At 67.1% G+C, this 19,397-nt stretch carries 18 protein-coding genes; 10 read left to right on the forward strand and 8 right to left on the reverse strand.

Translation table 11 applies throughout. From position 1 onward, the window contains the following. Positions 1–9: 9 nt before the first annotated feature. The 3 genes from GO606_RS14955 to GO606_RS14965 all read right to left on the reverse strand — a co-directional run bounded on the left by GO606_RS14955 (position 10) and on the right by GO606_RS14965 (position 2,784). On the reverse strand, positions 10–324 hold the full coding sequence (locus GO606_RS14955; RefSeq protein WP_169118492.1) for a hypothetical protein: 315 nt from the start codon (positions 322–324) through the stop codon (positions 10–12). Further along, entirely contained in the window at positions 296–1,393 is a 1,098-nt protein-coding gene (locus GO606_RS14960) for a nitronate monooxygenase (protein WP_169118491.1), read from the reverse strand. The genes GO606_RS14955 and GO606_RS14960 overlap by 29 nt, the downstream gene beginning before the upstream one ends. A 158-nt stretch (positions 1,394–1,551) precedes the next feature. Then, positions 1,552–2,784, reverse strand: coding sequence for a CaiB/BaiF CoA transferase family protein (locus GO606_RS14965; RefSeq protein ID WP_169118490.1), 1,233 nt, complete (start codon positions 2,782–2,784; stop codon positions 1,552–1,554). Positions 2,785–2,947: 163 nt separating this feature from the next. On the opposite strand from GO606_RS14965, the gene GO606_RS14970 reads away from it, so the two are divergent. From GO606_RS14970 to GO606_RS14985, 4 genes are read left to right on the forward strand one after another with little or no spacing between them, the layout of a single operon-like run. After that, positions 2,948–3,445 carry a hypothetical protein gene (locus GO606_RS14970; protein ID WP_246979619.1) on the forward strand — a complete coding sequence of 166 codons (498 nt, stop codon included), beginning with the start codon at positions 2,948–2,950 and terminating at the stop codon, positions 3,443–3,445. A gap of 4 nt (positions 3,446–3,449) precedes the next feature. Then, positions 3,450–4,964 (forward strand): class I adenylate-forming enzyme family protein, encoded by a 1,515-nt coding sequence (locus GO606_RS14975; RefSeq protein ID WP_169118489.1) that lies wholly within the window; start codon positions 3,450–3,452, stop codon positions 4,962–4,964. Between the two features lie 45 nt (positions 4,965–5,009). Further along, positions 5,010–6,437, forward strand: a complete 1,428-nt coding sequence (locus GO606_RS14980) for a CoA transferase (RefSeq protein ID WP_169118488.1) — start codon at positions 5,010–5,012, stop codon at positions 6,435–6,437. Further along, positions 6,431–7,840 (forward strand): amidohydrolase family protein, encoded by a 1,410-nt coding sequence (locus GO606_RS14985; RefSeq protein ID WP_169118487.1) that lies wholly within the window; start codon positions 6,431–6,433, stop codon positions 7,838–7,840. Before GO606_RS14980 ends, GO606_RS14985 begins: the two co-directional genes overlap by 7 nt. Here GO606_RS14985 and GO606_RS14990 read toward each other — a convergent pair. From GO606_RS14990 to GO606_RS15005, 4 genes are all read right to left on the reverse strand, one after another. After that, the gene (locus GO606_RS14990) at positions 7,837–8,847 is read right to left on the reverse strand and encodes an enoyl-CoA hydratase/isomerase family protein (protein WP_169118486.1); all 1,011 of its coding nucleotides are present in this window, start codon (positions 8,845–8,847) and stop codon (positions 7,837–7,839) included. The genes GO606_RS14985 and GO606_RS14990 overlap by 4 nt on opposite strands. 3 nt (positions 8,848–8,850) lie before the next feature. Next, on the reverse strand, positions 8,851–9,720 hold the full coding sequence (locus GO606_RS14995) for a TIGR03619 family F420-dependent LLM class oxidoreductase (RefSeq protein WP_169118485.1): 870 nt from the start codon (positions 9,718–9,720) through the stop codon (positions 8,851–8,853). 23 nt (positions 9,721–9,743) lie between these two features. Beyond that, positions 9,744–10,898, reverse strand: coding sequence for an acyl-CoA dehydrogenase family protein (locus GO606_RS15000; RefSeq protein ID WP_246979620.1), 1,155 nt, complete (start codon positions 10,896–10,898; stop codon positions 9,744–9,746). An 81-nt stretch (positions 10,899–10,979) separates the two neighbouring features. Beyond that, the gene (locus GO606_RS15005; protein ID WP_169118484.1) at positions 10,980–12,098 is read right to left on the reverse strand and encodes an acyl-CoA dehydrogenase family protein; all 1,119 of its coding nucleotides are present in this window, start codon (positions 12,096–12,098) and stop codon (positions 10,980–10,982) included. A 223-nt stretch (positions 12,099–12,321) separates the two neighbouring features. Between GO606_RS15005 and npdG the strand changes: the two genes are divergently transcribed. From npdG to GO606_RS15035, 6 genes are read left to right on the forward strand one after another with little or no spacing between them, the layout of a single operon-like run. Next, entirely contained in the window at positions 12,322–12,999 is a 678-nt protein-coding gene (gene npdG, locus GO606_RS15010; protein WP_169118483.1) for an NADPH-dependent F420 reductase, read from the forward strand. A 4-nt stretch (positions 13,000–13,003) separates the two neighbouring features. Then, the gene (gene cofE / locus GO606_RS15015) at positions 13,004–13,771 is read left to right on the forward strand and encodes a coenzyme F420-0:L-glutamate ligase (RefSeq protein WP_169118482.1); all 768 of its coding nucleotides are present in this window, start codon (positions 13,004–13,006) and stop codon (positions 13,769–13,771) included. Next, positions 13,768–14,361, forward strand: a complete 594-nt coding sequence (locus GO606_RS15020) for a 2-phospho-L-lactate transferase CofD family protein (protein WP_169118481.1) — start codon at positions 13,768–13,770, stop codon at positions 14,359–14,361. The genes cofE and GO606_RS15020 overlap by 4 nt, the downstream gene beginning before the upstream one ends. Next, on the forward strand, positions 14,358–15,074 hold the full coding sequence (gene cofC / locus GO606_RS15025; RefSeq protein WP_169118480.1) for a 2-phospho-L-lactate guanylyltransferase: 717 nt from the start codon (positions 14,358–14,360) through the stop codon (positions 15,072–15,074). The genes GO606_RS15020 and cofC overlap by 4 nt, the downstream gene beginning before the upstream one ends. Continuing rightward, a complete protein-coding gene (gene cofH / locus GO606_RS15030) occupies positions 15,026–17,410 on the forward strand; it encodes a 5-amino-6-(D-ribitylamino)uracil--L-tyrosine 4-hydroxyphenyl transferase CofH (protein ID WP_169118479.1) in 2,385 nt (794 codons plus the stop codon). Before cofC ends, cofH begins: the two co-directional genes overlap by 49 nt. 23 nt (positions 17,411–17,433) lie before the next feature. Beyond that, positions 17,434–18,054, forward strand: coding sequence for an SRPBCC family protein (locus tag GO606_RS15035; protein ID WP_169118478.1), 621 nt, complete (start codon positions 17,434–17,436; stop codon positions 18,052–18,054). A gap of 99 nt (positions 18,055–18,153) precedes the next feature. On the opposite strand, the gene GO606_RS15040 is transcribed toward GO606_RS15035, so the two are convergent. Continuing rightward, entirely contained in the window at positions 18,154–19,347 is a 1,194-nt protein-coding gene (locus tag GO606_RS15040) for an XdhC family protein (protein WP_169118477.1), read from the reverse strand. Between the last annotated feature and the right edge of the window lie 50 nt (positions 19,348–19,397).

A 19,397-nucleotide genomic window follows, 5' to 3' on the forward strand; every position in this document is an offset into this window, starting at 1 on the left:
GAGGAAATTTCAGGAATCGGCAGGTTTACCCGGGCCGATCAGTGTCAGGCTGTCGGCGTCGCACCACACCGCTTCATGCAGAAAGCCTTCCGGCTTGCGGATAAGATCGGCCATCAGGTACCAGCGCCACGGCCAGGGGCCGAAGTCGCGATAGGCGCCGGTGAGCGTGCCGGTGAATTCCTGCCGGCCGGCGAACTTGGTGCCGGCGACGTGGCTGCCGCCGTCGCACTCGGCGAGCCGGCGGCGCATGGCAGGATCGAAACCGGCACGGAAGCCGGGGTCGACCGGTGCCGGTTCACTCGGCTGCAAAGCGGTCGAAGACATCAAGGGCCTCCTCGACGATGTCGGACAGGATCTGGCGGGCGGGCTTCATTTCGGTAACGTAGTGGATGCCCTGCCCGGCAGCTTCGGTCATCAAGTCCTTGCGCTGGTAATCCAGCGAGCCCTGGATGTAGTTAGAAGACAGGATCATCTGCAGCGGCGGCTTCAGCACCTCGGGCGCCTGCTCACCGAGCCATTCGTTGTGCCACGGGCAACGGGTGGTTCGCATGGTGTAACCGGAGATGCAGTTCGAATAGACCGTGTCGTCGGTCTCGGCTTCGATCAGGCGCTCCTTGAGGGGCAGGTTGACGTCGGACTCGCGCGACGCAAGCCACAGCGAGCCGGTCCACACACCGTCGGCCCCAAGCGCCAGCGCGGCGGCGAGATGACGTCCTGTGGTCACGCCGCCAGCGGCGATCACCGGCACACCCGTGCCGCGCGCCGCGTCGACGACCTGCGGCACGATCGAGAAGGTGCCGATGTTGCCGGTGTGACCGGCTGCATCGTAGCCTTGGGCAATGATCACGTCGGTGCCGGCGTCGAGTTGTTTCTTGGCCTGGCGCGGTTTGCCGACAAGACCCCATACCTGCATGCCGAGTTCGTGCGCGCGCTTGAGCAGGAAGGCAGGCGAGCCGAGGCCGGATGCGAACACCGGCACGCGTTCATCGAAGATGACTTCGAGTTGGGCCATTGCGCGCTTCTGGTCGAGCCCGCCCCAGTGGTGGATGTCCGGCGCAATCTTGGGATCGGGCACGTCGTACTTGCGCTTGATCATCTGCTCGAACTCGCGCTGCTCCGGCGGAATCATCGCGAGCAGTTCGTCGACGGTCTTTTCCGCTGGCACCGACGAGGGCAGTACCAGATCGATGCCGAAGGGCTTGCCGTCAACACGCTCGCGAATCCATTTGATATCGGCGGCGATCTGGTCGGGCGTGTGCAGCGCCTCGCCCATGACCGCAAAGCCGCCGGCGTTGATGACGGCGACGGCGACGTCTTTGCAATGGGTGAAGGCGACGACCGGATATTCGATGCCGAGCTTTTCACATAATTGGGTGTGCAATGGACTGCTCATCGTGGCTCCTTGAGGAATCGGCACTGCGCGACCAATGAAAGCGCAGGTTTCGATTCTGATTTTATTGACCGGCGTTTATTCCGCCAGGCTGGATTGGTATCGAAAACGGCCGGCCCGGTATCAGTAACTGACAAGTCGTGGAGGGAGTGAGGGCCGCATCAGCCGAAGGCCCCTTCCTGCCGCAGCGCTTCGACAAGTGCCGGGTCGTAATGCAGGATGTCGCGCAGCACCTCCGCATGATGCTCGCCGACGGTCGGGGCCTTCGACGGCGCAATCGCTTCCTCGCCGACGAAACGCACCGGAAAGCCGAGCATGTCAGCACCGTGTTTTTCATGCGGCAGCACGTTGAAGCGCGCCTGGAACTGCGGATCATCGACGATGTTCTGCGCGGTATTGACCGGCGCGATCGGTGTATTGGCCTCGACGCCGAACGCGAGCCATTCCTTCGTCGTGCGCGTCCTGAAAATGTCGCGCAAGATCGCGTGCAATTCGCGATTGCCGCGGGCGTGGTCGGCGTATTTCGAGCCAGGCCACTTGTCGAACAGGTCCATGCGCCCGACCCCGAAGCAGAAGTTCTTCCAGAAAGCCTGTTCGGACGCCATGAAAAGCACATGTCCGTCGGCGGATTCGTACAGCTGGTAGCGCACGCCTTCCTTCATTCCGGCGGTGGCGACCGGGCGACGGACGTGGTTGTCGGACTTGTTCCCGGTCACGACGTCTTCCGGCCGTGCGTAGGCCATGTAGCTTTCGCTGCGGTACCAGTCGAAGGCCGCCGCGGCGTCGCTCTGCGCAAGGTCCATGAAGCAGCCCTCGCCGGTTTCGCGCGCGCGGATCACGCCGGCGAGCACCGCGAGGCCGCCGAACAGCGGCGCGGCGTTGATGCCGATGCCGACGTGCTCGGGGATATAGCTGAAACCCTCCTCGTCGCAGGCTGGCTTCACCGCGCCGGACCAGGTGTCGTAGGCGATGCCGTGCGAAGGCATGTCCTTGTACGGCCCGGTCATGCCGTAGCCGGACACGGTGCAGAACACAATCTTCGGATTGATCTTGCGCAAGTCTTCGTAGCCAAGGCCGTACTTCGCCAGCGCGCCGGGTTTCGATGCCTCGATGACAACGTCGGCGTCGCGCACGAGGTCGCGGTAGATACGCCGCGCAGCCTCGGTTTTGAGGTCGAGTGCGATGCTCTTCTTGCCGCGGTTCAGGTGGTAATGCATCAGCGAGACGCCCTCGATGATCGGCCAGGTCATCTCGCGGATGTAATCCCCCGCCGGCGTTTCGACCTTGATGACTTCCGCGCCGAGATCGGCGAGCGCGGTGGTGATGGCGGCCGGTCCGAGAATCGAGCTCTCGACGACGCGCAGGCTGGCAAGCGGCGGAACGGTTTTATTCATGATGGGCGGTCACCAATGGGTCCGGATCGGATATCCGGCACGGTTTCGACGGACGCCGAATTGCGCTCGGATACGTTGATCCGCAGAGCTGAATCGGCCTTCGTGAGCACGATAGGCGAGATGCTCCGGGCCGGGTTTCGCACTTGCGTTTCTGATCGGGCCATTGCGGGCGCAATTCAGGCCAGCCGATTGTTTAGCCAATTTCGATCGACCAGAATCGGACAACATTCAACGCGCTGCGGCGGTTTTCATTGGCAAGCCGGAATCGCGCCGCGGCGAGAATCCGATTACGGCAATTCCTGCGAGATTAACCAGGGGAATTGGCGCACGGGTAAAACCCAAAGGAGCATCGATGAAAACCCTGAAAGCCGGAACGCGCCTCAAAAGCGCCATCTGCGATACCGAAGTCATGGTGATCCGAACTCGCCCTGCCGAAATGCTGTTGTGCTGCGGCGGCATTGAAATGATTGCGATGGATGGCGGGAAATCGGCCGGCCAGCCTGACCCTGCGTTCGCGCAGGGAACGCTGGTCGGCAAACGCTACGTCGATGAGCAGGACACGACCGAGCTGCTGTGCACCAAGGGCGGCAAAGGCAGCCTGTCGCTCGACGGCCAGGTGCTGGCGGTGAAGCAGGCCAAGGCCCTGCCCTCTTCGGACTGACACCATGAATATCGTCATGGCCCTGGAGATGGCGGCTGAATGCCATCCGGACCGCATCGCGGTAACTTCCGGCACGCAGCGCCTGAGCTATGCGGAATTGCTGCACGCAGCGCGCACGGCCGGCAACCTGATTCGCGACAGCGGGTGTCGCTACGTCGGTCTGCTGGACATCAACAGCTGTGCTGCCCCGGTCGCGATCTTCGCTGCCGCGTATGCCGGTGTGCCCTACGTGCCGATGAATTACCGGCTGACGAAACCGGAACTCGAAGAACTGCTCGCGCGCATCGCGCCGGCCTTCCTGATCACCGACCCGTGCTACGTCGAGCCGCTGTCGCTTCCAGTCGGCATCCGCGTGGCGGCGCGCGAGGATTTCCTTGCGCAGGTGCGCAGCGGCGACGCCCAGATGACGGAGGCGCCGGGCACGCCGTCGGCTGTCGCGGTGCAGCTATTTACCAGCGGCACGACTGGCGCGCCGAAGGCTGCGGTGCTGCGGCACGAGAACCTGATGAGCTACATCCTCGGCACCGTCGACTTCGCCGGCGCGGAGGAGTCGGACGCCACGCTGGTGTCGGTACCGCCGTACCATATCGCCGGCATTTCGGCCGTGCTCAGCTCAACCTACGCCTGCCGGCGCATGGTGCAGCTGCCGAACTTCGACGGCGCGGCGTGGCTGAAGCTGTGCCGCGACGAGTCCGTGAGCAACGCCTTTGTCGTGCCGACCATGTTGTCGCGCGTCATCGAACACCTCGCCGAATCGGGCGAATCCGGTGCATTGCCAGTGCTGAAGGCAATCGCCTATGGAGGCGGCAAGATGCCGCCGCAGGTGATCGAGAAGACGATGAAGATCTGGCCCGGCGTCGATTTTACCAATGCCTACGGGCTCACTGAGACCAGCTCGACAATCTGCCTGCTCGACCCGGATGACCATCGCACGGCCTTCGACAGCACCGATCCGGACATCCGCAAGCGACTCAACTCCGTTGGCAAGCCGCTCGGCACCGTCGAGATCGAAATCCGCGGCACCGATGGCAAGCCAGTGGCGGCAAACGAGGTCGGCGACGTGTATGTGCGCGGCGGGCAGGTATCCGGCGAATATCTCGGCGTCGGCAGCCTGCTCGATGCCGAGGGCTGGTTCCCGACGCGCGACCGCGGCTATCTGGACCGCTTCGGCTTCCTGTACCTCGACGGCCGCGCCGATGACGTGATCGTGCGCGGCGGAGAGAACATCTCGCCGGGCGAGATCGAGGACGTGTTGCGCGAGCATCCGGCGGTGTCCGACGTCGCGGTGGTCGCAGTCGCCGACGAGCAATGGGGCGAATCGGTCGCGGCAGTCGTCGTGCTGCGCGATCAGGCGCGCGCCTCGGTGTCCGAACTGCAGGACTGGGTGAAGCAGCGGCTGCGCTCGTCGCGCGTGCCGACGTCGATCCATTTTCGCGCGGAACTGCCCTACAACGAGATGGGCAAGGTGCTGCGGCGCGTGCTGAAGGACGATTTCCGCAGCGCGGTGCGTGCATCATGAACGCCGCCCCGGACCGCTGTTGCGCAGCGGTGCCGGCCGCGCGGCATGGCTGATCCGGTGATGGCCGCCGCCTCCGCAGCCCCGCTCGCCGGTTTCCGCGTTGGACTCGACGGCCGCGGCGTCGCCAGCGATTACGCGCGGGTGTTGCTCGCCTCACTCGGCGCAGACGCTTCACCGCGGCGCCACGGCATGCCCGACGAGCATCCGGCACTCGCGTGGTGCCGCAGCGGCCTGATGGCGCTGACCGGCCAGCGTGACGGTGCACCGCAGATGTGTCCGCTGCCGCTGGCGTCCTGCGCCGACGGCGTCGTCACCGCGCTCGCGGGGATCGGTGACGGCATCGCTGCCGGTGCGGGAAGCGGCTCGCGGCTGCTCGGCGTGCGCGCGAATATCGCCGGTCTGCGGCGCAACGGCGCGATTTCTCCCGGTGGCAGCTGCCGCCTGCTGCCCACTGCCGACCGCCTGCTCGCAGTCAATCTCGCGCGCGACGACGACTGGCGCTCAGTGCCGGCCTGGCTGGAAACGGAGCGGCAAGCGGACTGGGCGCTCGTCGAAGAACGGGTCGCCGGCGCACCGAGTGCGGCGCTGCTGGAACGCGCGCGCCTGCTCGGCCTCGCGGTCGCCGCGGCGAACCCGCCGGAGCACAGCGCGGCCCCCTGGTATCACATCACCGCGACCGGCACGCCGCGCCCTCCCCGCCCCCGTCACCTTCGCGGGGACGTGCCGCTCGTCGTCGATCTCTCGTCACTGTGGGCCGGACCGCTGTGCGGACAGTTGCTGCACCGGCTCGGCGCGCGCGTTGTCAAGGTCGAATCGGAACGCCGGCTCGATGGCGCACGCTCGGGACCGGCGGCGTTCTACGATCTGCTGAATGCCGGCAAAGCAAGCGTCCGCCTCGACTTCACGAGCATTCGCGGGCGCGAGCGCCTGCGCTGCCTGATCGAACGCGCCGATATCGTCATCGAGGCGTCGCGGCCGCGCGCGCTGCGCCAGATGGGCATCGACGCCGAGAACATCATGCGCACACGGCCCGGACTCACGTGGATCAGCATCACCGGCCACGGCCGCGAGGAACCCCAGGCGGGCTGGATCGCATTCGGCGACGATGCCGGCGTCGGCGCGGGCCTGTCCGCCCTGATGCGCGACGTGACCGGCGAGCGGCTGATCTGCGGCGATGCGATCGGCGATCCGCTGACCGGCCTGCATGCGGCGCTGGCCGCGTGGAGCAGTTACCGCAGCGGCGGCGGCCGGCTCCTTGCGCTGTCGCTCGACGAGGTCCTGAAACATTGCGTCCGCTTCGCACTGCCGGATTCGGCCGACGCGCTGTGCGATCGTCACGACCGCTGGCACCGGCTCGCACTGGAAAGCGGCGCCGCCAAGCTCGCCCCGCCAAAGGTGCGCGCGCGCGCCAAGGCCCGGCCTTCCGGCGCCGACACCGAAACGGTATTCGCCAGACTCGGCCACCGATGCTGATCCGCGACGCCGAACTTCCGTCGGGTGCGCGAGCCGATGTGCGGATCGCCGGCTCAAGGATCGCGGAAGTCGGCGCACGCCTCGCCCCGCTGCCCGGCGCAGCAGTGCTCGACGCCGGAGGCCGTGCGCTATCTGTCGGCCTGCACGACCACCATTTTCATCTGATGGCGTACACCGCGGCACTCGAATCGGTCCCCTGCGGGCCGCCACAGGTCGATTCCGCGGCGGCGCTCGCACAAGCGCTGCGGGACGCGGAGCGTCGCCGCATGTCTCCGGGCGATGGCGGCTGGCTGCGCGGCATCGGCTATCACGAATCGGCCGCCGGCGACATCGACCGCGACTGGCTCGACCGCATAGCGCCGGACCTGCCGCTCAGAATCCAGCACCGCAGCGGGCGGATGTGGATCTTCAATTCCTGCGGTTTGCGCAAGCTCGGCGTGACGGAAGCGAGCGACCACGATCCGCTGGAACGCATCGCCGGCCGAATGACGGGAAGATTGTATGACAGCGACGAATGGCTACGGGTGCGGCTGACCGGCGACATGCCGTCGCTCGCCCGCGCCAGCGCCAAACTCGCGCGCTTCGGCGTGACCGGCCTCACCGACGCCGGCCTGCGCAACGGCCTGCGCGAATTCCACCACTTCGTCGGTGAACGCGAACGCGGAAAGCTGTCGCAGGACGTGCTGATGATGGGCGGGCCGGAACTCGATACGGCGCCGGACGTCGCTGGCATCCGGCGCGGCCCGACAAAGCTTTATCTGCGCGAATCCACCCTGCCTGCCTTCGACGCCTTCTGCAATGAAATCCAGCGCAGCCGGCAAGCGGGCCGGGCGGTGGCGATCCATTGCGTCACGCTCGCGGAGCTGGTGTTCGCAACGGCGGCGCTGCAGCATTGCGGTATCCATGCCGGCGACCGCATCGAGCATGCGTCGGTCGCCCCGCCGGACGCGCTCGAGCTGCTCGCCGCGCAGGGCTTGACCGTCGTCACGCAACCGAACTTCGTTTTTGAGCGCGGCGACGCGTATCTCGCCGAAGTCGCCGGAGAAGACCGGCCCTGGCTCTACCGCGGGCGCGCTTTCATCGATGCGGGCATCGCGCTGGGCGCCGGCACCGACGCGCCGTATGGCGACGCGAATCCGTGGGCCGCGATGGCTGCCGCCGTGAATCGCCGCACGTGCGGCGGTCGCGCGCTGGGGCCCGACGAGGCACTGTCGCCGGACGAGGCCCTGGCGCTGTTTTCGACCGATCCGCTGGCTCCCGGCGGGGTGTCGCGCCGCATCACGGCCGGTGCCGCAGCCGACCTGTGCCTGCTGGACCGGAACTGGAAACAGGCTTACGAGGAACTTGCCACGGTGCGCGTCGATGTGACGATCAAGGATGGCAGGCTGATCTGGCAGCGTTAATCGACGATCTCATCGACAAGCCCCCATTCAAGCGCAGTCGCCGCATTGATTCGGCGCGCCGACAGCGCGAGATACGCCGTGCGTTGTCGGCCGATGCGCTGCGGCAGACTGACGCAGCCACCGGCGCCGGGGATCAGGCCAAAGCGGATTTCAGGCAACTGGAGGAACGCGTTGCGCGCCGCCGTGATCCGCACGGCAAAGGCCGGCAGTTCGATGCCGGCGCCGATACAGGCGCTATGCAGATGGAACGCCACGCGGTCTGCGCAACGAATCAGCACCGCGGCCGGCAAACGCAGGCTGCGTACCGCGTGCGCACTTGCCGGGTCGGGCGCGGTGCCGAATTCGCGTAGTTCGCCGCCGGAGCTGAAACAGGCGCCGACGCCGGAAACTCTCGCGCCGCGGATCGTTTCGTCGGCGACGACGAGTTGCAGGGCTTCGACGAGCGCGTCACGCATCTCGACTGACATCGGATTGCGGTTGCGCGGGCGGTTAAGTCTGATGTCCAAGTGCTCGCCAGCGCGCGCGATCAGCACCGGCGGGCCGTCCTCGGCGGCGACTCCGTGCGGGGCCGGCGGGTTAGCGCGCGACCATGCGGCAAACTCGGGCCCGCCCTGCAGCGTTGAGTACGCGAGGGATTCGACGACCAGCGCCTGCGCGAGCGGCATGCCGGCGGTGACCCGCAGCACTTGTACCAGCGTCATCGCGGCGAGCGGTGCGCGCCTGATGTTCGCGGCGATGGCGTCGAGCTCGGCAAAACTGTCGAGCACGAGATCACAGGCTGTGAGCACCGCCGGATCGCTCCCTTCACCGGCGATGCCGATCACCGGACAGGGCTGGGTGCGCAGCCAGGCGGCGAGTTTGTCCGCGTCCGCCTGATCGCCGCTGACGGCTTGCACGACGAGATACGGATGCGTGTCGAACGGCGACGCGGCTGTCCCACCGGCCGAGGCGAACATCAGCTCGCGCAACCGGTCGAGGTTCAGCACCGGGACGTCGCCGGAGCCCATCGCTCAACTCATCTTTGCGATGACCTCGTCGCCGAAGCGGCGGATCGCGTCGAGTTGCGCTGTCAGGTTGGCCGGGTCGCCCTTGATGTCCCACGGCACGACGCCCGCGTGTGTGACACCGACTTCGGCGAGACGATGGAAGTCGTCGATCTTGTGCGCGCTAAAGTCGATGCCGTGGATCTCGAAGTCGCGATCCCTCGTGCCGAATTCGGCGCGATAGCCATTGAGTTCGGCGATCAGGCCCTTCAGCGTCGGCACGTCGGTATTCGCGGATACCCAACCGTCGCCGACCCGCGCAGCACGCCGCAGCGCCGGCTTGCTGTGGCCGCCGATGAAAATCGGCACCGGCTGCTCCGGCACCGGGCGCATGCGCAGCGGACCGAAATCATAATGCTTGCCATGGTGCTCGAAGAACTCCTCGCCCATCACGCCGCGGAGGATCGCGATGCATTCGTCCATCAGCTCGCCGCGCTTGTCGAAATCGACGCCGTTGTAGAGGAAGTCCTCCTTCCACGGGCTCAGGCCGGCGCCGAGCGCGACACGGCCGTTCGACATCACCGCGAGCGAGGTCAGCAGCTTGGCGAGGATCAATGGCTGGCGCACCGGCACCTTGAGCACGCCGGGGTAGAACTTGATGCGGCTGGTCAGCGCGGCCATCGTCGACATCGCGACGAAGGGCTCGATGAAGGCCGAATGTTCAAGGTATTGCCGGATCGCGCTGGTCTCGGCATACGGGTAATCCGATTCGGTGAGCTGCGGAAAAAACAGGCTGTCGGGCATCGACAGCCAAGTCCAGCCGGCCGCCTCCGCCGCCTGTGCGATCGCCGGATAGTTGCGGAAGTTGCTGAAGCCGAGTTGCAGAACGAAGCGCATGAAAGTCCCCTGTTTGCGATGCGTCAGCGCGGCATCGCCAGCGCGCGCTCGGCGATGATGTTGAGCTGGATTTCGTTGGTGCCCGCGTAGATCGTGTCGGCGCGCGAGAAAAAGAACACTTGCTGCAGACGCCGCACCGCGTCGTCGTCGGAGCACACGTCGGCGCCGGTGCCGAGCACGTCCATCGCGAGCTGGCCGAGGTCACGGTGCCAGTTCGACCAGGCGTACTTGTAGATCAGCGATTCGGGCCGCACGCTGCCGATGTCGCCGGCGAGCATGCGCAGCGCGTTGTGGCGCAGCGCGCGCAGGCCGATCCATGCGTCGGCGATACGTTCGCGGATCGCCGCGTCGCGGAAGGCGCCAGTCGCCAGCGCCGCATCGACGACAAGTTGCATCTCATGCACGAAATGCATCTGCTGGCCCAGCGTCGAGGCACCCCGCTCGAAACCGAGCAGCGCCATTGCCACGCGCCAGCCCTCACCCGGCTTGCCAACGACGCAGCCGGCGTCGGTCTCAGCGCCGTCGAAGAACACTGCGTTGAATTCCGATTCGCCCGTCATCTGGCGGATGGGCTGGATCTCGACACCCGGCTGGTCCAGCGGCATCAGCAGGAAAGTCAGGCCGTCGCGCCCGACCGAGCCCGGCGTGCTGCGCGCGATGACGAAAATCCAGTCGGATTCGTGCGCGAGCGAGGTCCACACTTTTTGCCCCTGCGCGCGCCACACGTCGCCGTCCTGCCAGCAGCGCGTCGTGATCGCCGCGAGGTCGGAGCCTGCCCCCGGTTCCGAATAGCCTTGGCACCAGAACTCGCGCCCCTCGCGAATACCGGGCAGGAAGCGGCGTTGCTGCTCCGGCGTGCCCAGTGATATCAGCGTCGGCGCGAGCAGAGTTTCGCCGATGTGGCCCATGCGACCGGGACCGCCGGCGCGCACGTATTCTTCGTGGAAGGCGAGTTGCAGATCCAGCGGCAGTCCGCGCCCGCCGTGTTCCTGCGGCCAGGAGAGGCCGACCCAGCCACCGTCGGCAAGTTTGCGTTCCCAGGCCTTGCGCAGCGCGGGAAAGGCTTCCTCATCACCGGGGCCGCCACGGTGGCGCAGGCAGGCGAACTCGCCCTTCAGCTCGCGCGCGAGCCAGCCGGCCACTTCCGCGCGAAAATGCGTTTCGGTCATCGAATCCATGGTCTCCCGCCGGGCCGTCCCAAGGGGGGCCTGCGCCCCCTCGGGGGCAGCGAACACAGTGAGCGTGGGGGTTGTTTCATTTCAGGCGAAATCCAGAAGATGGGTGGCGACGCGCTCACGCCAGTGGCTCGCGGCACCAAACCACTGGCTGCCCCATTGCGCGCGTTTGAAATGTAATTGGGGGTCGTATTCCCAGGTGAAGCCGACGCCGCCGTGCAGTTGCACTGCCTCCTGCGCGCAGAAGCGGTAGGCCTCGGCGGCGAGTACACGAGCGACGGCGACTTCGCGCGCCAGCGCATCGGCGTCCTGCAGGCTGGCGACGGTTGCGGCGACGCCGCGCACCGCCGAACGCGCCGTTTCGATGCGCACCATCATTTCGGCGCAGCGGTGCTTGATCGCCTGGAAACTCGCGACCGGTTTGCCGAACTGCACGCGCTCCTTTGTATACGCGACGGTCATTTCGAGGCACGCGGCCGCGCCGCCGACCTGCTCGGCCGCGAGTTGCAGCGCCGCGAGCGCAACCGTGCGAGTCATTCCTGCATCGATCGCCCCGGGCACGTCGATGCGTGCGTCGTCGGGCAGGCGGACATCGCGGAACGTCCATGCGGCTTGCGGTCGGGTCAGATCCCAGACGTCGAGCGGCGTACGTTCGAGTCCTACGACATCAGCCGGTACGTGGAACAGGCCAACACCCCCGCCCTCCAGCCTCGCGGCGACGAAAGCCATCGCGGCGGAACCATCGTCGAGCACCTGCGCGGCCTCGCCCGTCATCCGCCAGCCGTCGCCATCGCGCCGGCAGTCGACGGTCAGCGTGTCCGGCGCCCACACGAGGCCGGGCGCAAGGATCAGCGTCGCGGTCGCCTCGCCGCTTGCGAGCGACGGCAACCAGCGCGCCTGCGCCGACGCGTCGGCGGCTTCGATCAGCGCGGTCTGCGCAAGCACGACGCTGGCGAAGAACGGCGAGCGGATCAGCCGGCGCCCCATTTCTTCCATCAGCAACGCGAGTTCCACCGCGCCCATGCCGAGCCCGTCGAACGCCTCGGGCACCTGGACCGCAGCCCAGCCCAGCTCGGCGATGCGGCGCCACAGCGCGGCGTCGTCCTCCCGCGGCTTGCGGGCATTGGCGAACTCGGCGAGAAACGCGGCGGCAGTGTCCTGCAGCGCGAGTTGCTCATCGGAAAGCAGCAGCACGTTTTCCATTGGCAGTCCCGTGATTCCCCGTGGGATTTTGGTCAGGCCCATTCTGACAACCGGGCAACTGCCTCACATCATCCAATGGGACTAAGACCGCCCCTGCCCAACCTGCCAGGCAGCCCGTGGCCAGAAATGCACCCCTCCCCGCGGCACCGATAGTACAAAAGAACGATGTGCGGCCGGATCGGCGCTGATAGCTTTTGCCCCACATCGAACAGGGGCAAAGAGCATGACGATAGAGGCAGGGAAAGTGATTGGTGTCGTCGGTGGCACCGGCCATCTCGGCGCGGCGCTGGCGCGGCGCTGGGCGAAGGCCGGCTACGGGATCGTCATCGGGTCGCGCGATGCGGACAAGGCCCGCGTCGCGGCCGACGCGCTCGGCGCCGAACAGGGGCGGAGCATCGCGTCCGGCACAAACAAGGCTGCCGCGGAACGGGCTGACATCGTCGTCGTGACCGTTCCCTTCGCGTCGCAGGCAGCGGTGCTCGACGAGATCCGCCCCGTCGTCGCCGGCAAGATCGTTGTCGACACCACGGTACCGCTGGTGCCGCCGAAGGTGATGCGCGTGCAGCTGCCGGCCGAAGGCTGCGCTGCGGCGCGTGCGCAGGCGCTGCTCGGAGCCGACGTGCGCGTCGTGTCGGCCTTCCACAACGTCGCCGCGCACAAGCTCGCGACCGACGAGCTCGTCGAATGCGACGTGCTGGTGTTCGGCGACGACAAGGCTGCACGCGCCGAAGTCGTCGCATTGGCCGACGCCGCCGGTCTGCGCGGCCTGCATGCCGGTGCGCTGGCGAACTCAGCCGCGGCCGAGGCGCTGACCTCGATCCTGATCTTCATGAACCGCAACTACGCGGTCGACGGTGCCGGCATCCGCATCACCGGCGAACTCAACGCAATCGCGGACTAGCGACATGGCCGCGCCGCTCTCCTTCACAGCCATTACGGGAATCCCGGCGATAGCCGCGGGCGACGATCTCGCGCCGATCATCGCGAACGCCATCGAGGCCGCTGGCCTGGCCGTGAATGAGGGCGACGTACTCGTCGTCGCGCAGAAAATCGTCTCCAAGGCCGAAGACCGCTTCGCCGACCTGCGTGAAGTCGTGCCTTCCGCCCGCGCGCGGGAACTCTCACAGATCACCGGCAAGGACGCGCGCGTCGTCGAACTGGTGTTGTCCGAATCGACCGTGGTGCTGCGCGCGGTGCCGAACGTGCTGATCGTGCGCCACCGCCTCGGCTACGTGATGGCCAACGCCGGCATCGATCGCTCGAATGTCGCGAGCGCCGATGGCGAGGAGCGCGTGCTGCTGTTGCCGCTGGACCCGGATGTCTCGGCGGAGCGGCTGCGCACCGGGCTGCATACATTGACCGGCATCGCCCCCGGCGTAATCGTCAGCGACAGTTTCGGCCGGCCGTGGCGCACGGGCGTCGTCAATGTCGCGCTCGGTACGGCTGGGGTGCCCTCGCTGATCGACCGCCGTGGCGAGACCGATCTCTACGGGCGCAAACTCGAAATCACCCAGGTCGCGTTCGCCGATGCACTAACGGCCGGCGCCGCGCTGGTGATGGGCGAAGGCGCCGAAGGCACGCCGGCGGTGCTGGTGCGCGGCGCCCAACATGACGCACCGCTGGCAAACGCCCAGGCGCTGATCCGCCCGTTCGCCGAGGACCTGTTCCAATGAGCCCCCCGATCGCGGCACTTTCCGGCGGCGTCGGCGGTGCCAAGCTCGCCGACGGCCTGATGCGCGTGCTGCCGCCCGACACACTCACCGTCATCGTCAACACCGGCGACGACTTCCGCCATCTCGGCCTGCACGTTTCGCCCGACGTCGACACCGCGCTGTACACGCTCGCCGGCCTCGCCAATCCGGAAACCGGCTGGGGCCGGCGCGACGAGACCTGGAATTTCATGCGCGCGCTCGAAGCGCTGGGCGGCGAAACCTGGTTCCGCCTCGGCGACGGCGATCTCGCGATGCACGTCGAACGCACGCGACGCCTCGCGGACGGCGACACGCTCAGCCGCATCACCGCCGATACCGCACGCCGTCTCGGCATTCCGGCGCAGATCTTGCCGATGAGCGACGACCCGGTGCATACCCGCGTCGCGACCGCTGACGGCCTGCTCGACTTCCAGGACTACTTTGTGCGCCTGCAGTGCCGGCCGGCAGTTAGCGCATTGCACTTCGACAGTGCCGAGCATGCACGACCGGCCCCGCAAGCGCTCGCCGCGCTCGCCTTCGCCGCGACGCTGCGCGAAGGAGCGACGGTATGAGTTGCTGGGCGCTGATCCCGATCAAGACCCTGTCGCTCGGCAAGGGACGCCTGGCCGGCGCGCTGTCGCCGGCCGAACGCCAGCGGCTGATCCGCAAGATGCTCGACCGTGTGCTGGCCGCGCTTACCGCATCACGCCTCGTCGAGGGTATCGCGATCGTCACGCCCGAATGCCGCGCTCTGGCGGGCAAGGCCACGCTGCTGCCCGACCGCGGCGCAGGCCTCAACGGCTCGATCGCGGATGCGGCACAGAGCCTCGCCGCATTTGGTGCAACCGAACTGCTGGTGCTGCACGGCGATCTGCCGCTGGTGAACCGGGTCGAAATCGACCGGATCATCACACTCGGCCGCAGCACCGGCCTCGCGCTCGCGCCGGACCGGCGCCGCCAGGGCACCAACGCGATCTACCTGCAGCCCGACAGCGGTTTCGAATTCCGCTTCGGCACGCACAGTTTCGCCAGCCATCAGGCGGAGGCCGCGCGCTGCGGCCTCCGACCGACGGTGGTCGACCTGCCCGGTCTCGCGTTCGATGTCGACGAAGCGCCCGACCTTGACCTGCTGGGCGACCTGCTCGTCGACCTGCGCGAGGGTGCAAAAATGAGCCCACAAGTCAGCACGCAAATGCGCACGCAAGACTTCCCGATCAATTCCCGGAGCGTCCCGATATGGCAACCAGTGCAACCCGAATACTCGCTGATGCACGCGCGGGACTGAGGCTCACCGCCACGCAAGCCGGCATACTGGCGGCTGAGCGCGATCCGGGCCCGCTGCTTGAAACCGCCGAAGCGTTGACGCTCACCGGCCACGGTCGCGTGGTCAGTTGGTCGCGCAAGGTCTTCATCCCGCTCACGCGCCTATGCCGCAATGCTTGCGGCTACTGCACATTTGCCGAATCGCCGAATCAAATGGAAAGCGCCTTCCTGACGCCCGACGAAGTGCTGGCGATCGCGAGGGCCGGCGCCGAAGCCGGTTGCCGCGAGGCACTGCTGACGCTCGGCGAGAAACCCGAACTGCGCCACGCCATGGCCCGCGACGCGCTCGCCACGCTCGGCTTCACCACGACGATCGAGTATGTGGCGGCGATCGCGCGCCGGATCTTTGAAGAAACCGGCCTGCTGCCGCATATCAATCCGGGCAACATGTCGCCTGCGGATCTCGCCCTGCTGCGGCCGGTCTCCGCCTCGATGGGCATCATGCTCGAATCCGCGTCAGCGAGGCTGTGCGAGCGCGGCGGCCCGCACTGGAAATGCCCGGACAAGCACCCCGAAGTCCGGCTCGCGACGATCCGCCATGCCGGCGAGCAGTCGGTCGCACTGACCAGCGGCATTCTGATCGGCATCGGCGAAACGCGGCTGGAACGTGTCCAAGCCCTGCTCGCGCTGCGCGAACTCAACGACATACACGGCCACCTGCAGGAAATCATCATCCAGAATTTCCGCGCGAAGCCGGGCACCGCGATGGCCGCCGCATCGGAACCGGACCTCGCCGAACACCAGTGGACGATCGCTATCGCCAGGCTGATCTTCGGACCATCGATGTCGATCCAGGCGCCACCGAACCTGCGCCCCAGCGAGCTCGCGCCGCTGATCCGCGCCGGTATCAACGACTGGGGCGGGGTGTCGCCGGTTACCCCGGACCACGTCAACCCGGAAGCCTGCTGGCCGCACATTGCCACGCTGCGCAGCGAAACCGAAGCCGCCGGCCGGCATCTCGTCGAACGCCTCGCGCTGGTGCCGAACTTCGCACAACACGCTGGCCGCTGGACGGATCTGGCGATGTGCAAGGCGGTGCTGCGCCACACCGACGCACAAGGCTTTGCCCGTAACGACGACTGGCACGCCGGCGCCGGGACGCCGCCGCCTCCGCTCGCGCTCGTCCGCGGGGCAACGCCGAACGGCCGGCCCGATGCCGGCATCGCGCGCCTGATCGATCAGGCGTGCGCCGGCCACACGCTCGGCGAAGACGCCATCGCGACGCTGTTCACCGCACGCGGCGCGGATTTCGACGCTGTCGTCGCCGCCGCCGACCGCCTGCGCGCGGCGACCGTCGGCGACGCGGTGTCCTGGGTGACGAACTGCAACATCAATTACACCAACATCTGCCTGCATCGTTGCGGTTTCTGCGCATTCGCCAAGGGCCGCAGCGCCGAATCACTGCGCGGACCGGCCTACCGGCTCGACCCGGACGCCGTGGCGCAGCGCGCCCTTGAGGCCCACGCACGCGGCGCCACCGAAGTGTGCCTGCAGGGCGGCATCCACCCGGACTACACCGGCGAGTCGTACCTCGACATCGTCGCCGCGGTAAAGCATGCGGTGCCGGACATGCACATCCACGCGTTCTCGCCGCTGGAAATCCGCCACGGTGCAACGACGCTGGGCCTGTCCGCCGGCGATTTCCTGCGCCGCCTGCGCGCGGCCGGTCTCGGCACCCTGCCCGGCACCGCTGCCGAAGTGCTCGACGACGAGGTGCGCGCGCTGCTGTGCCCGGACAAGCTCAACACCGAAGAATGGCTCGACATCGTGCGCACCGCACACGAGGCGGGCGTGCGCACGACCTCGACGATCATGTTCGGCCACGTCGACACGCCGCATCACTGGGCACGCCACCTGCTGCGGCTGCGCGCGCTGCAGCAGCAAACCGGCGGCATCACCGAATTCGTGCCGCTGCCCTTCGTGCATATGGAATCGCCGCTGTGGCACAAGGGCCGCAGCCGCTCGGGTCCGACGTTGCGCGAAGCGCTGCTGATGCACGCGATCGGCCGGCTCGCGCTGCACCCGCTGATCCCGAACATCCAGACCTCGTGGGTCAAAATGGGGCCCGCCGGCGCCGCGCTGTGCCTGCAGGCCGGCGCCAACGATCTTGGCGGCACGCTGATGTACGAATCGATCACGCGCGCGGCCGGCGGCGCTAACGGCCAGGAAATGGACGCGGCAGGCATGAACGGCATTGCCACTAGCATCGGCCGCCCGCTGTGGCGCCGCACGACGCTGTACGAAGACGTTGTCGCAACGCCCGCGCCCCGCTGCGCGCAAGAAACCTGCATGAACTGAATAACCCGGAACAAGGAAGAAACATGGCACTGCAAATCCAGGAAAACTTCCAGGTGGCGGCCCCCATCGATGCGGTGTGGGAATTCCTGCTCAATCCGGAAAACGTCGTCGCCTGCATGCCCGGCGCGTCGCTGAACCAGATCGTTGACGACAAGAGCTTCATCGGCTCGGTGAAACTCAAGATCGGCGCCGTCAGCGCGCAATACCAGGGGACGATCACCTATCTCGACAAGGACAAGGCCAGTCACACGGTGAAAATGCTCGCCTCCGGCAACGAACGCGGTGGAGGCACGGTCAGCGGCACGATCATCACTCGCCTCGCCGCCTCACCGGACAGCCGCAGCACCGAAGTCAGCTGCGAGTCGAGCGTCGATCTCACCGGGCGTATCGTCCAGGTCGGCCGCGGCATGATTGAAGGCGTGTCGGCGCAGATCATCAAGAAATACGTGAATAACGTGCGGGCGCTGCTCGAAGTCCCGCGCGATGCGCCGCCCGCCGCAGCCGGCGAAACGGCCGCCGCATCAGGTTCCGAACCTCGCCCGGTGCCGCAGAAGGAAGACTCGATCAATATCGTCGCGGTGGTATTCAAGGTCATCTTCGAGCGCATCGCCGGCTTCTTCCGCCGCATGCTCGGCCGCGCCTGACGCGGCTGAAGAATATCGTCCTTCCCGCGCAAGCGGGAGCCCAGTTTTGACAACGGGGTTTCCCCCTGCGCGGGAAGGACGAAGCCCGTGTTTTTAATCTCAGGCGGGCGTCAAGCCGCACAGGATCTCGCCGTGCGGCAAGCCGGCGACGATTACCGGCTTCGCGCTGCCGCAGGGCTCGTGCAACGGCCCGTGGCGGTGCTTCGCAAATCCGCCGCTGCGTCCGGCAACGGCCGCCCGGATCTCGGCGACGATCGCGAGCGCGATTTCCTCTGGCGTGTCGGCGCCGATGTCCAGCCCGGCCGGGCCATACAGCCATGACGCCGCATCGCCGCGCACCGCGAAGCCTTCGGCTTCGAGTTCGTCGAGCAGTCGCGCGGTGCGCCGCTTCGGCCCGAGGATCGCGACATAGCGCGGCCGTCGCGGCAGCAACGCGCGCAGCGCGCGCAGATCCTCGAAATAGTTGTGGCTCATCGTCACCGCGATAATGCCCCCCTCGTCCGGCAAACTGTCCAGCGCTGGTCCGGCATCCGACATCAGCACCTGGTCCGCGGCGGCGAAGCGCCTGTGCATCGCGTGCCCGGCGTTGCGTGAAACCACGCCGACATGCCATCCCAGTGCCTTCGCGAACTGCACCAGCGGCACGGCATCGTGTCCCGCGCCGAAGACCGCCAGCGACAGCGACGGCTTTACCAGCTCGAAAAACACCTCGACACGCCCACCCGGCGTATCAATCACCGACTGCAGCGGGCGTCCAGCCGACAGCACGCGTCGGGCTTCGTCGACGAGTTGCGCACACAGCGAAGTTGCGCCGATTCCATTTGAGTCGATAGGCTGGCCTTCTGTCAGCATCAGCCGTGCACCGACCCGCGCACCGGGGTCACCGCTCACCGCAAACACCGTCGCGAGCACGCCGGTCCGACGCCGGTTCAAGCAATCGGCGAGAAAATCGATCGGCCCCGCAGCCTCCGGTGATAGCGGTTCGACCAGCACGACAACAATGCCCTTGCAACCGAGCGAATAACCCTCAGCGATATCGTCATCGGTCGAATCGTAGACCGCGACCACCGGCTCGCCACTGTGCAGCACCCGCGCCGCCTGCCGGAAAACGTCGCGTTCCAGGCAGCCGCCACTGATCGAACCGACCGCCTCGCCGTCGCCGCTGACGAGCATTCGCGCACCCGGCCGCCGGTACGTCGAACCCCCGACGGCAACCACCGTTGCGAGCGCCGCCGATTCGCCGCGTGCGCGAAGCCGCGCGAACGCCTGAATGATCCGCTGCAGTTCATTCATGCCCGACCTCCGTCCGTGTATCGCATCATCGAGCCCGACTCTCGCACCCG

This window comes from Aromatoleum anaerobium (assembly GCF_012910705.2).
Classification (GTDB): Bacteria; Pseudomonadota; Gammaproteobacteria; order Burkholderiales; family Rhodocyclaceae; genus Aromatoleum; species Aromatoleum anaerobium.